This window comes from Arthrobacter sp. alpha11c, from assembly GCF_054149985.1.
This window is the reverse complement of sequence record NZ_CP196747.1, coordinates 4,794,032-4,811,619: the sequence shown is the minus strand read 5'-3', so window position 1 is coordinate 4,811,619 and position 17,588 is coordinate 4,794,032. Positions and strand designations below refer to the sequence as shown.

Genomic DNA, 17,588 nt, shown 5'->3' with positions numbered 1-17,588 from the left:
GTGGCAGTCTTGATTCAATGAGTTCCCAGCAGTCCCGCCCCATAGCGATGTCCCCTGACCGGTCAGCACAAGGTCGCAAGCCCGGCGTCGGTACAGGGCTGCTTTTCGGCTTGGGTACCCTGGCCAGCATCCTGGGCTTGGTGGTCACTTACTACTTCTTCGTGCGGACCACCATGGGTCAGTTCATCGACGAGTCTGCTTTGGTCGAGGCCACTGAACTGAGCGGATCTGCAGGCAGGGCGTCCACGAAATTCCTGGATATGCTGCCCATTCTGTCACTGGCGATCGCTATCATCGTGGTGCTCTTCGTGACCGTTGCGCGTCGCCGTTGGGCTGCAGCCGGGATTGCCGTAGCAGCCTGCATCGCCGCCAACCTGGCCACACAAGTATTGAAGCTTTTTATCCCAGACAGGCCCGACCGCGGCGTTCAAACACTTGAACTCAACTCACTCCCCTCCGGCCACACAACATTGGCGGCGTCTGCTGCTGCGGCGGTCTTCCTCATGGTCTCGCCCCGCTGGCGGCCTCTCGCAGGATTCCTCGGCAGCACCTTCGCCGTGGCCACCGGGGTTTCGACACTCATCAACCAATGGCATCGACCCTCCGATGTCGTAGCCGCCTTCCTCGTGGTGGGCGCCGTCATGCTTCCTGCCGGATGGCTGATCCTTCGCAGCGGCAGTGACTGGAATGTTTGGAAAGGCTACGGCGAGCACTGGGCAGCGTCGCGGCTCTGGGTGTGGTTGACCGCCATTGCCTTGCTCCTGGCGGCTATCGTCGCCGGCTACTCACTGCTCCAGGTCATGCCGGGACTCAGCGCGGACAGTACGGTTGACTACTTCTGGGCCGGGACTGCATTCATTGTGGTTGCGGGATACCTTTCCGCCCTTGGCGGGACGTGGCTGTTCGGCCTGGCGGCCAGGAAGCGCTAGGGCACCAGAGCTTTAAGGCTCGACGGCGGCAGCCAGGCTTTCAAGCGACGCTCAAGGCGCGCTGCCGGCATGGAACTGGCCGCTTGTTTGGTTGCGCTCAGTCCTCCGGGCGGACAGAATCGAAGAACCTGGGATCCCCGGCGTACTCCTTCTTGCTGGCCCGTGCTTGATCCTGGATGAATTCCCGGTCATCTTCGGTCAGCAATGTGCCTCCGTGCCCGTCAACAGGACCATCCTCACCACTTTCATGGTTGAGCTTGGCCGTAACCGTACGCGGGATGATCATGCTCCCGGGATTGTCGATAAGCCATTGCCGCGTATCCGGAGAAAGCTGGTTCCAAATTTCCCTGATGTGCATTCTTATCAGCACTGCCCTTCAATGATGGGTTAGTTGGATGGGACTCGCTGCGATTTACCGCAAGTGAAATTGAATGTGCAGGCCGCACAGAATGTGTACGTACATTGAGCGAACCCAACCTCCAGGCGGGTGGCCCCAAGATGCGCCACGGAATGGCCCAGCGTTAGGAGCGAATATCCTCAAAGCTCAGGCTACGCCCTTTCGGCCCATTCCTGACCACAAGTCCCGCAGACTTTTCTTCCTCTCACGTCGACTATGGAAAGGGTCGCCCGGTTACCGTTAATCTGATCGATGGACCAATAGTGGCCTTTCCGTTTATACGTCGGCTCCTGAACGGGCCTGGACTGTCTCCGAGGGGCTTTGATTGCCCCCGGGGCGGTAGCGGTAGGTGATGTTTTCGTCCTGGACGACGAAGGTTTCCACTCCGCTGCGGGACCAGTGCAGGACCAGCAGTCCGTAGCGTTCAGCGAGTTTGGCCAGGGTGGCGAAGGTGGTGACGTCGATGACCGGGCGTCCCTGCGGTGCCGTAATCGGGTGGACCCTCACCAGCAGCGCGGCGTAGCGGCGGCGGATGGCCGCGGCTTCATCGCTTGGGGCGGTTCGTTGCGCGAACACGATCAGGATGGCAGCGGTTGTCATCGCTCCCAGCAACAGCACTGCGGAGATGATTCTTACGGTGAGCGCGGTAATGGACCAGCCGTTGAACCCAAGCATCCGGGGGGCTGTTATGACTTGCTGAACCGTAGAGGAGTCCGTGACGGTGAGCTCGGTTTGGTCGTTCGCCAGGCCGAACTGCAACGGCGTGAGGCTCAGTTTCAGCTTTGGTGTGAACTCCGCCCCCGCGGCCGTGGTCACCCGCGGGGTGATAGCGACGGCCACCGGTGCCGATGTTACGCCCGTCGCTGTTGCGGCGGCTTGTGCTTTCGCTTCCAGGGCGTTCAGGTCCAACCGGACCGTGCCGTGATACTCCTGGTCGGTGAAGGCTGCGGGTCCGGCAAGGGGCAGCGTTGAATGCCAGCCGGATGGAGTTGAGAGTTCAGCGGTGACAGCGATGGTTCCCGGATCACCCCTGTAGGAGTATGTGATGTCAACGATGTTGGCAAGTTTACGGAATACCGGGTCCGGTGAATTTGCGGTGGTGCCGTCGTAGGCAGCACTTCTCCCAACCGCAGCACTATAGGAGAAATCCATCTTCGTTCCACTTTTGACCGCCGACGCCGATGACTCCTCCAGTGGGCCGGACCAGGCCAAAACGCCCAGTACAGTACCGAGGATCCCCAGAACAAGCGTGACAATGCCAGTCACCCTCAGGGTGGGCGGGAGACCAGCAACGGAGAGCGGCCTGACCGGGAGCTCGGTGGTGTGTCGGGACATGGCTGTTTTCCTTCGCTTGCGCCGTTCTCGGACTGTGGTGGCTGCACCGCCGCCCACTATCAGGGCGAACGCAACGACGCCCAGGACCGGAGGGCTGGTCAGCAACTCCAACCAAGCTCCCCCTTGGGGAATATGTAACACTGCTCGACCGGTGAGCTCACCAGCACCCGGAGTGAGCGGGTCTATGGATTCGTTGTTATCGCCCTTGAAGACAAACCCCGAGGCGTCACCGGCGATGATGCGGTGCAATGCGACGTCGTTTTTCGCGGGGAGCTTGTAAGCGGCTATCTCGCCAATCTCATAGGACGAGGCGCGCTGCACGATCACCAGATCACCTTGATAATAGACGGGGTTCATACTGTTGCCATGGGTGATGACCACAGACACTTGGCCGCTTATCAGCACTACCGCTGACACTGTCAGCAGCAGCGCAGCCAGCCCGGACAGGACAAACCCCGTCACCCGCCGTACCGCCCGATTAGCCATATGGATCCCCAATAAAGTGAGAGCGGAGGCGGCCCAGTCTTGGGCCGCCCCGCACCCGAGCTAGCTGACAGTGACGGCGAGGCTAGTCAAGCCCGTGTAGCCCGTCTCCGTATCGGCAGGGACAAAGGTGCACGAGGAAGCGTTGGAAGCTGTCGCTGTGCAGGTGAAGGTTCCCCCGGAACCACCGGTAGGCGTAACGGCAACGGTGCGGCCATTGGCAGTACCGCTGAATGTCAGGTCGATGCTGTTCACCCGTGTGTTGGCATCGGCATCATCGAAGCCATAAGCGATGGTTGTCAATGTGGCGCCACTGACAGACTGGCTAACGGTACCGCCGACAAACTGGGCGGCTGATGCCTGGCCCGTGGTTGCGACACCTGTACCGGTGAACGCGGAACCCGCGGCAACGGCGAGGCCGGCAACGGACAGAGCGGTGATGATCTTTGCAGACTTGCGCATGTTGGTTCTCTTTCGATTGGTTTGCCCGGCGGCCCCTGAGCGGACCCCGTGACCTGGCCACCCTGTCTAGACGGGCGGCGTTTGCGATGGAGTCCGGCCCGCCAACACGAAAGAAGTAAAAGTCATATCGATTCCCCCAAATCGTATTCGCTGCGGCCGCTCGGTACCTGGCCGGACTAGCCGGACCTGATACGGCGGAAACCACATCGACATTACGAAGCTAACAGCCGCACCCGCCGGTCCGGCCCGAACTGGGCGAAACCTCGGGGAAAACTGGGGAAATCCCGTGAAAGCTCAGGTGGTTCCCAGAATAGCTAACACGCGTTCCCGTAGTTCCCGCACTCTGAAAGGCTTGGTCATGAAATCATCGACGCCAGCCGCAAGCATGCTTTCGGCAACGTCCGTGCGTCCCGTCAGCACAAGAATGGGCACATCACTGAATTCCCTGATCCGCAACGCGACCTCAAGCCCATTGAGGTCCGGCAGCCCAAAATCCAGCACGACGATGTCCGGCTTATACTCCCGCGCGGCATCAACGCCGGCCGCACCGGTAGCGACACTACGAACACTGACGCCCACCGAACCAACCACGGCACTGACAAGGCTCCGGAAATCCAGGTCGTCCTCTATGACCAATCCCACCCGTTCTGCAGGCATTTCCACCCCCCTTGGACGCACGTCCTGCTGTGCGAGCAGCTTGTCACGTCATCAGTAATACGGTGTCAATCTTTGTAACAAAGATACGGCAGTGCACAAAGAGCACTCCGGGCAGGATTTCTGCATGTCCTCGATAGGCTGAGCGGATGACGACGATCGAGGCATTGGGGCCGACCTTGCTGGGGGTCGTCATCCTCGTGGCCCTGACCGCGGCAGTGCTGACCGCATATAAAGTGCCTCACAGGTGGGCGCCAGCGTCGGCGATCCTGAGGGGGACAGTTCAGTTAGCTGCCATCAGTGTCATCCTCAGCGGTGTCATCTCAAGTCCCGCCTTCGTGGCGCTGGCGCTGCTGATCATGTTTGCTGTGGCTGCAACCACTGCTGCCCGGCGCATCGGGTGGAGTTTGAAAACCCTTGGCCTCGTTGGCGGATCCATGGGTCTTGGCATCGCCGTAACGCTCAGCATCATCTTCGCCACTGGCGCGGTTGAGCTGACTCCACGTTATGTGTTGGCGATTGGTGGCATCGTCATCGGCAACGCCATGACCACGGCGACTCTGGCCGGTCGCCGTTTCTCGGAGGCCGTCAGTGATCATTGGGAGGAAGTGGAAGGGTGGTTGGCCCTGGGTGCGACACCTCGCCGGTCAACGTTGGAATTGGCCCGTCGCGCCGTCTATTCAGCGTTGATTCCATCCATTGACCAAACGAAGACCACGGGGCTAGTAACGCTTCCAGGTGCCTTCGTCGGGGCGATCTTCGGCGGCGTTTCACCCCTTGAAGCCGGGAGGTTCCAGATTGTGGTCCTGGCCGGAATCATGGCGGCCGGTGCCTTCACCGCCGTTTCAATCATCGCTTCCCGTGCCGCTGTTCAGGTGCGTCCGGCGCCGTTGTACAGGTGATTCGGCTACCGGCGTCGTGAAGGCCAACGGCGGACGGAGTTTTGGGCCGCACCTTCCCGTGGGAGTCCCGGCTTTGTCGTTGCCACGGGCAATGTGATCCTCATGGAGGTGCCTTGCGGACCCGTGTAGGCCACGTCCGCGGAGCCTCCAGCGGCGACGGCAATCTCGCGAACAAGGGACAACCCGATGCCGAAGCTGCGTTGCTGGTGGCCCACGCCTTGATGGGCTGTTCGGGCGAATCGGTCAAAGATCCGGGCCCGGTCAATGCCGGTGATGCCTGGGCCCGTATCCGTCACGGTGATCATGGCCTGGCCGCTGGCCACTTTGGTGGCGACCGCTATGTGGCCTCCCGCTGGCGTATGGACGAGTGCGTTCTCGGCCAGACCGAGGATTGCACGGTGCAGTCTTTGAGGATCAATAAGCGCTTGCGCTTGTCCCATGCTGGAACAATCCACTGTGATGCCACGGTCAACGGCCAACTGGTGGATGCTGTCCACCACGTCCTGGGCAACGCCGGCAACGTTGGTCAGGGCAATGTCCGGTTCCTGTCCTGTTCCGGTGGCAGATTCCAGGAGCTCGTTGACTATCGCTGTCAGTGCAGACGTGTCGCTCCGGATCCGGGCAAGCGCTTGGGCGGCTGCCGTATCAGGTGTTGTGCCACGCTGTGCCAGTTGAATTCTGGCGTCCAGGATGGCCAAGGGCGTGCGCATCTCATGGCTCGCGTCTTGGACGAAGCGTCGCTGCATGGCCAGCGCTTCGCCCAGCGGACGGATCGCGCTGCGGGCACTGAGCCAGCCAATGCCCCCGGCCAGCAGGATGCCGGCCGCCCCTGCGATGATCATGGCTTTGATCAGATCGTTGGTATCAAGATAGGCGTAAACGGCGCCGGGTTCAGCCGGTCCCGGACTGCCGGACTGGTTAAGCAGGTAGAGCGTAGACGCCGCCAGGAGGCAGAGGACCAGAACGGCGCAGGCGGCACTGATGCGAAGAGCGATTCTCATGGATGCCCTACGCAGGACTATCTGGTCCTGGTTCAAAGGAGCAGGATGTTTAGTCATTCGCATCGCCGATCTGGTACCCCAACCCGTGCACAGTACGGATGATCGATCTGGAGATCTTCCGACGCAGGTGGTGGACGTAGGTGTCGATCATTCCGGGCAGTTCACCTTGGCTGAAGGTGGCATTGATTAGCTCTTCCCGTGTGAACACGTGGTCCGGTTGGGCGGCCATCGTAGCCAGCAATTCACTCTCCTTGGCGGTCAATGAGGCGAGGAATCCGTGAATGGAACGGACGGACCTGGAAGAAGGGTCCAGTTCCCAGTCTCCAATACTGAAGGTCTTGAACTCTTGCTGGTAGCTGCGGGTCAACGCCCTTAGCCGGGCTCCCAGTTCCAAGACGTCGAAAGGCTTGGTCATGTAGTCATTCGCGCCGGCGTCGAGTCCCCTGACCTTCTCCTCCGTTGCGCCGAGGGCGGTGAGTATGAGGATAGGGGTGGCGATACCCCTGGACCTGAGCGCGGCAATCAGCGCGACGCCGTCCATGCCGGGCAGGCCCCGGTCCACCACCATCACATCCCAGATCCGCGAGAGTCCCTGGTGTAGGCCTTCGTGGCCGTCGACGGCGACGTGAACCTGGTAGTCCGGCTCCAGGAGTTCGGCGATGAGCGGCCCGAGGACGACGTCGTCTTCGACCAGGAGCAGGGATGGCTTGGTTGCAGTGGTCACGAATCCATTGTTGCGCGCCGGTCTCTCACGGACTGGAACCGGGCCACGATCGAGGGTGCTTGACGGTTCCAGAGACCAGCCATCAGCACGACGACGCCAATGGTTGCCGGAAACGATGCCATGACATCCAATGGATAGTGCGCGCCGATGTAGACACGGGACCAGCCGACGATCACTGCGAGGATCATTCCTGTCCAGAGAACGGGCTTCTCCACTTGGGTACCCCGGGCCACGAAATACGCTGCCAAGGCCAGGGCGACAGCCAGGCACGTGTGCCCGCTGGGAAAGCTGTTGGATACCGGCTCCGGTGCCAGCGGGTCCAACAAGAGTGCCGGGTCAGGCCGGATCCTGCCGATGACCACCTTGAACAGTTGGCAGGTCAACCATCCCGAACCCACCGTGAGGGCAAACAGCACAGCTTTCTGTGGGGAACGTCGAATCAGCAGGAGATACAGACTTGTAACGAGCACCACCAGCGCTCCCACCACAGGCTCGAACAGCAGGTTCAAAGCCAGGGCTAAACCGGTCAGGACAGGGTTATGGTTGCGGCTGAAGTTCTGATCCACAGCCAGCTCAGCCGACGTGAAACCTGGCACGACCTGGACCGTCAGCCCGACGGCGATGACGACTGCCACCAAAATGAGCCCAACGACCAGCCAGTGTTTGGGTGCGGGCAGCCGCTGTATGGGTACTGGGCGAGGTGTAGGTTGCGGCAACATGGGACCCTTCGGCAGGACGTATCGTTCTTCCAATCCTCCGTGAGGGCAATTAAGAACTCGTTAAGAAGTGTTTCTCGGCCGGATTGAGCCCATGATGAAGGAATGCAAAGGGTCATCGGTTGGCTGGCCGCAGCCATCATCGTCACTCTCATCTTCGGAAGTGCCTATGTCACGCTGCAGCAATTGGGCCGCCGCGCAGCGAATGATGCGCCGACGACTGCTGCTGCAGCACGGGTTGAAGCCATTGGTTCCCCGGCGCCGACTGGGCCGCCGCTGGAATTGAACCCTGACAGCGGTGTCTTCGTCATTGTCTACGGGGCGGATAACAAACCGATGTCCGGCACTGCCGTCCTTCATGGGTCCATTCCCGTCCTTCCTGAGGGCGTGCTCGCGGCGGCAAGACGGACCGGATCCGATGCTGTGACCTGGCAGCCAGAGCCGGGTCTGCGGATGGCGGTGGTGGCGCGCCCGGCTGGGGAACAGGTAGTCGTCGCGGGGCAGTCGCTTAAACCTGTCGAGGACAGGAACTGGATGGTCCTGCTCTTCCTGTCGACGGCGTGGATGGGCAGCATGATTGTCCTTGGCCTGGGATACGGCGCGGCAGAGATTTTTCGGGGACGTTCGCTCTGGCGCTTCCGTCGGCCAATGTCCTAGCCGGATTTCCCCTGTTAAACCAAAACCAGGAAACGGGCCATCCCCCTGTAGGCGCAGCAGCCTTAGTCCTCTACGCTGAAACCGGGGACGCGGGAAAGGACTGGTCATGACTGCTGAAGGAACGAAGGATGACCCGTGGGTGCTGGTCACGGCACCGGGCTCGTCGGAGTATTCCATGTACCGCGACCCGGAGTCAGACCCGCCAGCCCTTGTTTGCCAAGTAGGATCGACTACCCTGAAGTATCACCTGCGGGCCATCGAGGATCTGTCCACCTGGCTCCGTGAGCAGCAGGACTGGGTGCCCCTAGGCGCAGCCGACGAAAGCAAACCGGCACCAGAGGGAAGCGTCGAGGCATGGGGACGGGATCCCGCCAACCCAGTATCCGGATGGTACGGGCTGCGCAAAGGATACCGCGGCCGCTTTGGTATGTACCTCCCGCCGCTGCTTGAAAAACTCGGGCTGGTCGAACTGACCCACGAGAAACGCAACAACATGGTTCGAGCCATCCCCAACTAACCGCAGCCTCCGGAGGAGTGGCGCGGGTGGCTCAGAAAAGCGCGGTTTCCTGACCTACTTTGAGCTTCCGTCGGCCGGGGAGCAGCCTGAATGGGTTGATTTGTGGCGCATGCAGCCTCAAACAGGGTCCGGAAGCAACGCCGCCCGGGAGCCCATCCAAGATTTGGAGTTAGTAATTCCGCCGGTGCTTCAGCCTAGGGATTGCGACGGCGAACACGGCTGCCGCTGCGAAGCCCAGGACACCCGTGGCCCAGACGCCAGCAGCGAGCGAAAGGGCAGCAGTCAGGGCGGACAAGAGCACTGGCCCACCCGTGGCACCCGAATCAGCGATGAACCGCCAGATGCCCAGGAAGTGGCTCCTTCCGTTGTCCGGCGAGAAGTCGGCGCCCAGTGTCATGATGAGCCCGGAGCTAATGCCGTTGCCAAAACCAATCAGCAGGGCAGCCAACAGCAACGGAACGAACCCACCAGTGAACGGGATGAGGATCAAGGCCGTCCCCATGATCACCGTGGAAGGAACCGCCACCCACTGCCGTCCCTTGCGATCCATGAGCTTCCCAGCCGGATAGAACACCAACATGTCGATGGCACCCGAGAGGCCGTAGATCAGCGATGCTTGGGTGGCATCCATGCCCAAGTGGTCGGCCCACAACGGGATGACAACTTGGCGCGAAGCACGCAGAGCGCTGAGCAGCAGAATTCCGAAGCCCACAGACAGGAACACACCGGCATGCGAAGCAGCCACGTTGCGCAGCGTTGACGCCGGAACGACTGGCCCGCCGTCGGACGTAGCGGGAGCCACCAAATCCGGGATGGTGAGCGACAGGGCAGCGGCTGCCATCATCCCTACAAAACCAACCCAGTATGCCCCGCTTATTCCGGCGAACTGCATCACGCCGGCGCCGATGAACGGACCGATAAAGATGCCGATCCTCGTGACGCCGCCCAAGGTGGACAGCGCGCGGGCGCGGAACATGACGGGGACCGCCTCGGTGAGGTACTTCTGGCGCGCCAGGTTGAAGACGCTCGCAGACATACCAACGAGGGTCATAGCTGCGGCCAGCAACCAGATCCCGTGCTCCATCTGTGGAGCGAAAGCTGCCGCGCCGAGGGCAAGGGCTCCTACAGCACCTGCCCCAACAATTGCCCAGCGTTCGCCGAACTTTATGGTGATGAGCGATGCCGGGATATTGAAGAGCCAGGACCCCAGGCCGATCAGCGTCACGATCAACGCCGAGACTGCCACGGATGCTCCAAGATCACGCGCCGAGAGCGCGATCACCGGAAGAACCGCCCCCTCGCCGATACAGAACAACAGCGCAGGCCCGAAGGCCGGTAGCGCAATGCTGCGAAGGCTGAAGTTTTGGTCTTCCTGGGTGGTTGTCATCTCCTTCATCCTAGGACGCCAACCCAGCCGCCTCGCAGTTGTCGCAGTTCCGAAGATCCGGAACCGCAACAACTGCTCGCGAGACTAGGCCTCGTCCAGGTGACTAGATGCGGTTAGCGGTTGCCTTCCGACGACCGCCTGCTGACAGCGCCAATCCCGTGAGAAGAAGGCCAAGTGCCCAGAGGGTGAAGCTGCCGTCCAATCCGGTAGTTGCCAGGGAGTTGGAACTCCCGACGCCGGTCGCAAGGCCCGCTGTGAGCACGCCTTGAGTGCCGGCCGCAGTTATCGCGCTGCCACCTAGTTGAGCACCGCCGACGCCGGTGGTCCCGACGCCAGCGTTGCCAAATCCGGGACCCCCAATTTCGGTCCCCGGATTGTTGGTGCCAGTGTCAATGCCAAGTCCACCACCACCAGCAGGCTGGTCAACGGTGGGCGGGTTGACGACGGGCGGGTTGACCACCGGCGGATTCACAACGGGAGGGTTAACCACGGGTGGGTTCACAACAGGTGGGTTAACCACCGGCGGATTCACAACGGGTGGATTCACAACAGGTGGGTTCACAACGGGAGGCGTGACGCCTCCGACTGAAGCGCCACCGATGCCAAGCGATGTGGAGCCTACCGTGACCGGAGCGGTGATTGGAACAACCACCTGGGTCCCGGAAGCAACGCCGTCAGAACCGTTCGTGCTGGATCCTGAGGCAGTTCCCGTGCCGGAAGTACCGGTTGAGGTGCCAGGTGTGCTGGCCGACGAATCGCCCAGGACACCAGCCGACGTCGAACCAACGGTGACCGGAGCGGTAACCGGAGCAACCACCTGAGTGCCGGAGCCAAGGCCCTTTGATCCGGAGGTCGTAGCACCCGACGTTCCCGCCGGGGCAGTCCCACCGGAAGTACCAGCCGTGCTGGCCGACGAATCGCCCAGCACACCCGCCGACGTCGAACCAACGGTGACCGGGGCGGTAACTGGAGCAACTACCTGTGTACCGGAAGCTACGCCATCCGATCCATTGGTCTTAGCACCCGACGTTCCCGCCGGGGCAGTCCCGCCGGAAGTACCGGCAGTGTTGGCTGACGAACCACCCAGCACACCGGCCGAAGTCGAACCGACAGTCACAGGAGCGGTAACCGGAGCAACCACCTGATTCCCGGAGCCTAGGCCCTTTGATCCGGAGGTGCTGGTTCCCGACGTACCCGTGCCGGAATTACCGGTTGAGGTACCGGCCGTGCGGGCTGACGAATCACCCAGCACACCAGCGGAGGTCGAACCAACAGTCACCGGAGCGGTAACCGGAGCAACCACCTGAGTCCCGGAGCCAAGGCCCTCCGAACCGTTCGTACTGGACCCTGACGTCGTACCCGTGCCAGAAGTACCGGAGGTGCCGCCAGTGTTGCTGGCCGACGAATCGCCCAGCACACCAGCGGAAGTCGAACCAACAGTCACCGGAGCGGTAACCGGAGCAACTACCTGGGTTCCGGAAGCAACGCCATCAGAACCGTTCGTGGTCGATCCTGACGTCGTACCCGCGCCCGAAGTACCGGAAGTACCGGCAGTGCCAGCCGACGAATCACCCAGCACACCAGCCGACGTCGAACCAACAGTCACCGGAGCAGTAATCGGAGCAACTACCTGGGTTCCGGAAGCAACGCCGTCCGAACCGCTGGTCGTAGCTCCGGGTGTAGCGGCAGCAGGTGCGCTGCCTGTATTCGAGGGTGCGCCGGACGTGGCTGATGAATCTCCAGCCACACCCGCGGCAGTGGCTCCGATGTTTAACAGGGACCAATATCGGAGCCACTACCTGAGCGCCGGATGCGATGCTTTCTCCCCCCGACGTTGTTGCCTGCGCAGGCGCTTGGGCCGGCGCAGAACCTGATGTTGCTGCTGGTGATGTCGTTGCCGATGAGTCCCCCAGGACACCCGTCGACGTCGATCCCACAGTTACGGGGACCGTCACCGGTGCAACTACTTGGGTACCGGAGGCTGTGCCGCCGGAACCGTTGGTGCCAGCCGCCGTCGTCGAACTGCTTGGTGCAGTTGGCGCGGCAGGTTTGGCTGGGCCCGTCGCAGTGGAGCCCCCCAGCAGACCCACTGATGACGAGCCCAGGTTTATGGGCGCTGTTACGGGCGCGACTACCTGTGTCCCGGAGCCAACGCCGTTGGAACCGTTGGTGCTGGCAGCTGGCGCTGTCCCCGTAGCCGGAGCGGCTGCGGGTGCCTTTGTGGTTGACGAGGAATCTCCCACGAGGGCTAATGACGTAGCGCCTGTGCTGACTGGCGCGGTCACCGGTGCCACCACCTGTGTACCGGAAAGGGTTCCGTCCTTTCCACTGGTCGTATCTGCCGCGTTGGCCGCGGTCCCGCCGAGGGCTATCAAGCCTCCGGCAAAGCATGTGCCGATCAGGCACCTGCGAATTGTCGAGTTCATTGTGATCTTCTCCTGAAGGTCGTGTTCCCAAAGACGTCCGATGACGGATCGTCCGGCTAACCACTGGCCGCATGTAGAGGCGCGGCTGGGTTGGGGAACTAGTCAGGAGATGAGCCGGGATCGAATGAAACCGGCTTTGGATGATCTTCATTGCTGGCCGCTGCTGGACCAGAAAGTGTGTCTGCAGGAACGATCAGCGCACCCTGCAGGAAGGCTGCGGCAGGGCTTGGTGGCCCGTTTTGTGAGGTACCCGAGCCCGCGCCGGTGACACCAAGGGGTGCCGCATCCGGGTCGGCAGGCAGCTCGTTTGGAGCCTCAGGTTCGACCATGACAGAGGCGCCGGTTACGGCACCGGGTGAAGCAGGAGCAAAACCTCGCGCCAGGACAAAGGCCAGTGAAGCGTCGGCATTGAGGGTGGGCGGGGTTGTCCCGAGGGGCAGGCCAGCGGATTCCAGGGCCGAACCTTCGCCAGCTGGAGTCACTGGTGAGGTCCCGACGGCGGGTGGCGGCACAGCTCCAGCACCCGGCGTCGTGGGAAGCATGGCGCCGTCGCCGCCTAAGAGCGGCGGAAGCAGGCTTCCGGGTCCAGCAATGGGAGGCAAGACGTTGCCGACAGGCGGGAGGACAGTGTCGATGACCTCAACGATGGGGACTACAACCGGGTTGGTCACGTCCGTCACGGGGTCCAGGCCAACCGGTTCCAGGACATTATTAACCGGAGGAACAATCGCCTCGACGGTGTTGTCAATGGTGCCCGTGGCTGGTTTAACCACCGTATCCACAACGTTGCCAACCGTGTCGTTGGGCACTACCCGATGAACCACGGGGACTGTGGCTACGACCTTGTCCGTGGAGTGCGCAACATGCTCAACCACTGGGGTTACAGCAGGAACATGCACGGTTATCGGATGCGCCGGGACAACGGCTTTGGCGGGAGCTGGCAGCGGGACGTTCGGAACCGGGACAGTGACCACGGGCGCGGAAGGGTTAGGCCCAACGGAAGTTGCAACGGACGCGGCCGCCTTCTTGACCGCACCCGTTGCAGCACTGAGCGTCTTATTGGTTTGCTTGCCGGCGGTGTCGGCTAATGAAACGGTTGACGACACCGAAGACGTCACTCCGCCCACCAGCGAATGCTTATCGGTGATCCCGGAATCGGCGCTGGCGGCCGTCGCGGACAATGCCATCCAAATTGCGGTACCGGCGCCAGCGATCATGACGGAGCGGAGAATCTGAGTAGCGCGCGGAATTACGCGAATGGCCTTCATCTCGACACCCCCCAGGTAGCCGCAAACCGATGGTCGACTTCATCCTAGGACTGGTGTTACCCAATAGTCCATGGGGAGGCAGTAATCAAGATGACAAATTTGTAAGCAACCTTCATTTATGAAGAAGGATAGAAGCCAGTCTTCTCGGGTCCAAAGTCGGGAGTTGCCAGGGATCCGCCAGCAGCCCTTCCGTGCTGGGCATTGGTCTCCTGGAGCCGCTTGATGAACCAGCGCGACTGCTCCGGTCCGTAAGGAAGCACCGGGATGGCCTTGGTTGCATCGTTGGGCATATCGCGAATGGACTGGGTTGCCTGCCGCACTGCGGTGCTCATGGTGTCGGCCATGGTCTTGACGAATTCGTCGCTCGCAGGCTTGCCGTGGCCTGGGACCAAGAACTCGTATCGGTGACGCAAAGCGGAGATGTGCCGGAGGACGTCCGCCCATTCCTCGGGATACGAGTCCTCAAACGAAGGATGGGCGCCCTGCTCCACGAGGTCGCCGACGAAGAGCGTCGAGTTTGTCCCCACCAGGAGGTCACCGTCGGTGTGGGCGCGGCCCAGATAGAACAGTGTGGCCGTAATTCCGCCAAGGTCCACCAGAACGGGCTGGTCGCCAACGATCGCGTTCGGAACAACGATATCGACGGCGTCACCCTTCCCCGCGGCCATCTCAGGTTCGTTGGTGGCTACGAAGCGACGCTGGTTGTCGGCGTCCCGCTCGATGGTTGCCGCACAGTTGGCGTGCCCCCAGAACTCCGTCACGCCGTCGTCGGCAAAAACAGCGTTGCCGAAGAAGTGGTCGTAATGGGCGTGGGTGTTCACTACCACCAGCGGAAGCTGGGTCTTTTCGCGGACAGCAGCGAGGATCTCGCGGCCTTGGCGCGGGCCACATCCGGTGTCGATGACCATGGCGAGCTCACTGCCCACCACAAGCCCGGTGTTGAGTAAGGACCCCTCGGTCTCCAAGACGTAGTTGTCCGTGCCAAGTTCATGCCAAGCTGACAATGAGTTCTCCGTATCCAGTGCAATCCGGCGATGTTCAGGCCTCGATTCTACCCATGCGCAGCTGGGAGAAGCCGGAATGACCCGGTGGCAGGTGAACTCGGCGCGGACTACAGGATGGCTGTCATGACGTTCCAGCCGGAACCAATCTGCCGGGCAGCAAGCCAACCACCAGAACCGTCACCGGGGTACAACCACAAAACACCGGAACTGTTGCGGGCAACAACATCAATCTTGCCGTCGCCGTTGAAATCGCCGGGGCCCTCAATAGCGGTCATCACGTTCCAGCCGGAACCAATCTGACGGGCAGGAAGCCAACCGCCTGAACCGTCACCGGGGTACAACCACAGAACGCCGGAACTGTTGCGGGCAAGAACATCAACTTTGCCGTCCCCGTCAAAGTCACCGGGGCCTTCAACAGCGGTCATGACATTCCAGCCTGCACCGATCTGGCGGGCAGCAAACCAACCACCTGAACCATTACCGGGATACAGCCACAAGACACCATTGGCATCGCGGGCGATCACATCGGCTTTGCCGTCCCCATTGAAGTCACCAGGCGCCTCGATCGCGGCCATGGTATTCCAGCCTGCACCGATCTGGCGGGCAGCAAGCCAGCCACCAGAACCATTACCGGGATACAGCCACAAGACACCGTTCGCGTCCCGCGCGATGACATCCATCTTGCCGTCCCCGTTGAAGTCACCGGGTGATTCAAGGGATGTCATGGCATTCCAGCCTGCACCGATCTTGCGGGCTGCAAGCCAGCCTCCGGAACCGTTGCCTGGGTACAGCCACAAAACACCGCCGCTGTCCCTCGCAAGGACATCGCTCTTGCCGTCGCCGTCGAAATCGGTGATTTTTTGAACGGAGGTCTTGAAGGTGAACTTCCACTCGGCCACTACTGCTGGGACCAACGCATAATCTGCAAGAGCCCTGACAGTAACAGTCACTGCCCCGCTGCCCGCGTATGTGCCAGCGGTAATAACCTTTCCGCCGACCAAATATTCAACGCCGGCCGAGGTGGGAATCGTGTAGGTATCGTTCGAGGTACCGTCCCGGTCTGTGAATACTACTGGCGCAGGCGTCACGGGAAGGTGCCCACCAAATGTGGTGAGCGCTGCGGTGGCATCGATCAAACCGGCGCCACATCCGGCCGGACAGCCAGCAGGAAGTGGCCGCGATGACTCCTTCAGTTGCTGTTCCACGTGCTCCGGAGTGAGAACAAGGCCCTCTGCCGAAAAAAGGAGCGCTGCGAGGCCTGCCACGTGCGGGGCCGCCATCGACGTTCCCTGCATGAACGCATAACCGGGCGCCCCCTGCGTGGTTGTCCCGGAGTTGTAGGTGGACAAGATGCCGTTCGAGGCCGAGGAAGCCATGTCGCCACCGGGAGCAGTTACATCAATGACGCTCCCGTAGTTGGAGTACGGCGCCTTTGCTCCTGTCCTGTCGCTGGCGGCAACGGTGATGACATTCTGGCAATTGGCCGGGCTGGAATCAGCCGCCGGGCGATTGGAATTTCCGGCAGCAACAATGACCGCCGCCCCAGCGTTATGGGCGAAATTGATGGCGTTTTGGTAAGTAGAAGAACACGCCCTGATGCCACCGAGACTGAGGTTGATGACGCGCGCGGGGTTGGGATTTATGGGAGCCCCGGTAACAACTCCTCCTGCGGCCCAAATGATTCCATCTGCGATATCCGATGAATACCCACCACAGGCACCTAACGCCCGCACTGGAAGAATTTTTGCCTTCGGGGCGACGCCGGTTACGCCGGAAGTATTGTTGCCGATGGCAGCGATTGTGCCTGCTACGTGGGTTCCATGCCAGGACGAATTTATCTGCGGGCTGCCCACCCCGCATTCATTTGCCGTCGACCAATCTCCGGGGTCTGTAGGATCCGCGTCCCTACCAGTCCCATCGCGGGCATCGGCGGCATCGGACATCATGTCGTAGCCGGGCAGTACATTGGCGTCGAGCTCCACATGACTGGTGATCCCGGTGTCTACCACTGCGACGACTACGCCTTCACCATGGTTGTATTGCCACGCCCCGGACGGCCGGATGCTGGCCAAATCCTCCGAGAGATCCCACTGCGCCGAATAGTAGGCATCGTTCGGATCAGCCGCCACCTGCATGATGTCGTCGGCTTCGGCGTAGGCAACGTTGGGATCCGCACGAAGGGATTGCAGGAATTGCTCTGCTTTTGTCCCTGAAAGTGCCTTAGCGAGTTTAATGACTTGCCCACCGGCAGCGTTTTGGTGCGAGCTCTTCGCAGCGACTCCGAGCTTGGTGGCCGCGCGATCTGCAGCCTGCTCAGCAGTAGCCTTAGCTGCTTTGACGTTGTCCCGTAGCCCGACGACAAATTGGTCCGTGGCCGCCTCGGGTGCCGGCTGGAGTGATTGCGGGGTGCTCGGGATGATGTCGCTATCTCCCGCTACTGCTGGCTGTACAGCGAGTCCCCCGGTAATGAGTAGCGTGGCCAGCGCGAAGCCGAGGGTCCTCAAGGATCGCATTGGGGAGTTTTTTACCATGGTTGGGCATCCTAGAACGGCGACTGAGCACGGTAAGGCTGGTCGCGGGCAACTGGAGACCACCAGCTGACCCCCACAAAAAATTGTACGCAGAGTTGGCAGCCCTTTTAGCCAAGTCTTTTGTGAGGATTTGTCGAGGATTTGCCCCACAAAGAGCAGGACCCCGATCAGCCGAATCGGGGCCCTGCCTCGTCA

17 protein-coding genes are annotated in these 17,588 nt (G+C 61.4%); 5 read left to right on the top strand and 12 right to left on the bottom strand.

Annotated elements, in window-relative coordinates; genetic code table 11:
• The first annotated feature begins 17 nt into the window (after positions 1-17).
• Positions 18-929 (top strand): phosphatase PAP2 family protein, encoded by a 912-nt coding sequence (locus ACTAQJ_RS22440; RefSeq protein WP_498699532.1) that lies wholly within the window; start codon positions 18-20, stop codon positions 927-929.
• A gap of 97 nt (positions 930-1,026) precedes the next feature.
• On the opposite strand, the gene ACTAQJ_RS22435 is transcribed toward ACTAQJ_RS22440, so the two are convergent.
• The 4 genes from ACTAQJ_RS22435 to ACTAQJ_RS22420 form a co-directional block, all read right to left on the bottom strand.
• Positions 1,027-1,215 carry a hypothetical protein gene (locus ACTAQJ_RS22435; protein WP_442004569.1) on the bottom strand — a complete coding sequence of 63 codons (189 nt, stop codon included), beginning with the start codon at positions 1,213-1,215 and terminating at the stop codon, positions 1,027-1,029.
• A 387-nt stretch (positions 1,216-1,602) separates the two neighbouring features.
• Positions 1,603-3,147 (bottom strand): signal peptidase I, encoded by a 1,545-nt coding sequence (locus ACTAQJ_RS22430; protein ID WP_498699530.1) that lies wholly within the window; start codon positions 3,145-3,147, stop codon positions 1,603-1,605.
• Between the two features lie 60 nt (positions 3,148-3,207).
• Positions 3,208-3,606, bottom strand: a complete 399-nt coding sequence (locus ACTAQJ_RS22425) for a hypothetical protein (protein ID WP_498699528.1) — start codon at positions 3,604-3,606, stop codon at positions 3,208-3,210.
• Between the two features lie 294 nt (positions 3,607-3,900).
• The gene (locus tag ACTAQJ_RS22420; protein WP_498699527.1) at positions 3,901-4,263 is read right to left on the bottom strand and encodes a response regulator transcription factor; all 363 of its coding nucleotides are present in this window, start codon (positions 4,261-4,263) and stop codon (positions 3,901-3,903) included.
• A 146-nt stretch (positions 4,264-4,409) separates the two neighbouring features.
• Here ACTAQJ_RS22420 and ACTAQJ_RS22415 point away from each other — a divergent pair, with 146 nt between their 5' ends.
• Complete coding sequence (locus ACTAQJ_RS22415; protein ID WP_498699525.1) at positions 4,410-5,162, top strand: ABC transporter permease; 753 nt, start codon at positions 4,410-4,412, stop codon at positions 5,160-5,162.
• Between the two features lie 5 nt (positions 5,163-5,167).
• On the opposite strand, the gene ACTAQJ_RS22410 is transcribed toward ACTAQJ_RS22415, so the two are convergent.
• Genes ACTAQJ_RS22410 through ACTAQJ_RS22400 form a run of 3 tightly spaced genes read right to left on the bottom strand, consistent with a single transcriptional unit; the run spans position 5,168 to position 7,522 of the window.
• Complete coding sequence (locus ACTAQJ_RS22410) at positions 5,168-6,220, bottom strand: sensor histidine kinase (protein WP_498699523.1); 1,053 nt, start codon at positions 6,218-6,220, stop codon at positions 5,168-5,170.
• Positions 6,213-6,887 (bottom strand): response regulator transcription factor, encoded by a 675-nt coding sequence (locus tag ACTAQJ_RS22405; RefSeq protein ID WP_498699522.1) that lies wholly within the window; start codon positions 6,885-6,887, stop codon positions 6,213-6,215. The genes ACTAQJ_RS22410 and ACTAQJ_RS22405 overlap by 8 nt, the downstream gene beginning before the upstream one ends.
• A complete protein-coding gene (locus ACTAQJ_RS22400; protein ID WP_498699519.1) occupies positions 6,884-7,522 on the bottom strand; it encodes a phosphatase PAP2 family protein in 639 nt (212 codons plus the stop codon). The genes ACTAQJ_RS22405 and ACTAQJ_RS22400 overlap by 4 nt, the downstream gene beginning before the upstream one ends.
• A 186-nt stretch (positions 7,523-7,708) precedes the next feature.
• Here ACTAQJ_RS22400 and ACTAQJ_RS22395 point away from each other — a divergent pair, with 186 nt between their 5' ends.
• Together ACTAQJ_RS22395 and ACTAQJ_RS22390 are read left to right on the top strand one after the other, a co-directional pair.
• Positions 7,709-8,260: a hypothetical protein gene (locus ACTAQJ_RS22395; RefSeq protein ID WP_498699518.1), complete on the top strand. Its 552-nt coding sequence runs from the start codon at positions 7,709-7,711 to the stop codon at positions 8,258-8,260.
• Between the two features lie 106 nt (positions 8,261-8,366).
• The gene (locus ACTAQJ_RS22390) at positions 8,367-8,777 is read left to right on the top strand and encodes a DUF6855 family protein (protein WP_498699516.1); all 411 of its coding nucleotides are present in this window, start codon (positions 8,367-8,369) and stop codon (positions 8,775-8,777) included.
• Between the two features lie 169 nt (positions 8,778-8,946).
• On the opposite strand, the gene ACTAQJ_RS22385 is transcribed toward ACTAQJ_RS22390, so the two are convergent.
• Together ACTAQJ_RS22385 and ACTAQJ_RS22380 are read right to left on the bottom strand one after the other, a co-directional pair.
• Positions 8,947-10,164, bottom strand: coding sequence for an MFS transporter (locus tag ACTAQJ_RS22385; protein WP_498699514.1), 1,218 nt, complete (start codon positions 10,162-10,164; stop codon positions 8,947-8,949).
• 103 nt (positions 10,165-10,267) lie between these two features.
• Entirely contained in the window at positions 10,268-11,911 is a 1,644-nt protein-coding gene (locus ACTAQJ_RS22380) for a beta strand repeat-containing protein (RefSeq protein WP_498699513.1), read from the bottom strand.
• 68 nt (positions 11,912-11,979) lie between these two features.
• On the opposite strand from ACTAQJ_RS22380, the gene ACTAQJ_RS22375 reads away from it, so the two are divergent.
• A complete protein-coding gene (locus ACTAQJ_RS22375; protein WP_498699511.1) occupies positions 11,980-12,606 on the top strand; it encodes a hypothetical protein in 627 nt (208 codons plus the stop codon).
• Positions 12,607-12,688: 82 nt separating this feature from the next.
• Here the strand turns inward: ACTAQJ_RS22375 and ACTAQJ_RS22370 are convergent, their stop codons facing one another.
• The 3 genes from ACTAQJ_RS22370 to ACTAQJ_RS22360 form a co-directional block, all read right to left on the bottom strand.
• The gene (locus ACTAQJ_RS22370) at positions 12,689-13,858 is read right to left on the bottom strand and encodes a hypothetical protein (protein WP_498699510.1); all 1,170 of its coding nucleotides are present in this window, start codon (positions 13,856-13,858) and stop codon (positions 12,689-12,691) included.
• Between the two features lie 116 nt (positions 13,859-13,974).
• Complete coding sequence (locus ACTAQJ_RS22365) at positions 13,975-14,862, bottom strand: MBL fold metallo-hydrolase (protein WP_498699508.1); 888 nt, start codon at positions 14,860-14,862, stop codon at positions 13,975-13,977.
• 107 nt (positions 14,863-14,969) lie between these two features.
• The gene (locus ACTAQJ_RS22360) at positions 14,970-17,393 is read right to left on the bottom strand and encodes a S8 family serine peptidase (protein WP_498699507.1); all 2,424 of its coding nucleotides are present in this window, start codon (positions 17,391-17,393) and stop codon (positions 14,970-14,972) included.
• Positions 17,394-17,588: the final 195 nt, after the last annotated feature.

Excerpts from the sequence above, each read along its gene's own strand:
- ACTAQJ_RS22435 (WP_442004569.1), bottom strand. The coding sequence starts at position 1,215 with ATGATCATCCCGCGTACGGTTACGGCCAAGCTCAACCATGAAAGTGGT.
- ACTAQJ_RS22375 (WP_498699511.1), top strand. The coding sequence starts at position 11,980 with ATGCTTTCTCCCCCCGACGTTGTTGCCTGCGCAGGCGCTTGGGCCGGC.
- ACTAQJ_RS22430 (WP_498699530.1), bottom strand. The coding sequence starts at position 3,147 with ATGGCTAATCGGGCGGTACGGCGGGTGACGGGGTTTGTCCTGTCCGGG.
- ACTAQJ_RS22425 (WP_498699528.1), bottom strand. The coding sequence starts at position 3,606 with ATGCGCAAGTCTGCAAAGATCATCACCGCTCTGTCCGTTGCCGGCCTC.
- ACTAQJ_RS22420 (WP_498699527.1), bottom strand. The coding sequence starts at position 4,263 with ATGCCTGCAGAACGGGTGGGATTGGTCATAGAGGACGACCTGGATTTC.
- ACTAQJ_RS22440 (WP_498699532.1), top strand. The coding sequence starts at position 18 with ATGAGTTCCCAGCAGTCCCGCCCCATAGCGATGTCCCCTGACCGGTCA.
- ACTAQJ_RS22395 (WP_498699518.1), top strand. The coding sequence starts at position 7,709 with ATGCAAAGGGTCATCGGTTGGCTGGCCGCAGCCATCATCGTCACTCTC.
- ACTAQJ_RS22410 (WP_498699523.1), bottom strand. The coding sequence starts at position 6,220 with ATGACTAAACATCCTGCTCCTTTGAACCAGGACCAGATAGTCCTGCGT.
- ACTAQJ_RS22390 (WP_498699516.1), top strand. The coding sequence starts at position 8,367 with ATGACTGCTGAAGGAACGAAGGATGACCCGTGGGTGCTGGTCACGGCA.
- ACTAQJ_RS22415 (WP_498699525.1), top strand. The coding sequence starts at position 4,410 with ATGACGACGATCGAGGCATTGGGGCCGACCTTGCTGGGGGTCGTCATC.
- ACTAQJ_RS22385 (WP_498699514.1), bottom strand. The coding sequence starts at position 10,164 with ATGACAACCACCCAGGAAGACCAAAACTTCAGCCTTCGCAGCATTGCG.
- ACTAQJ_RS22360 (WP_498699507.1), bottom strand. The coding sequence starts at position 17,393 with ATGGTAAAAAACTCCCCAATGCGATCCTTGAGGACCCTCGGCTTCGCG.
- ACTAQJ_RS22370 (WP_498699510.1), bottom strand. The coding sequence starts at position 13,858 with ATGAAGGCCATTCGCGTAATTCCGCGCGCTACTCAGATTCTCCGCTCC.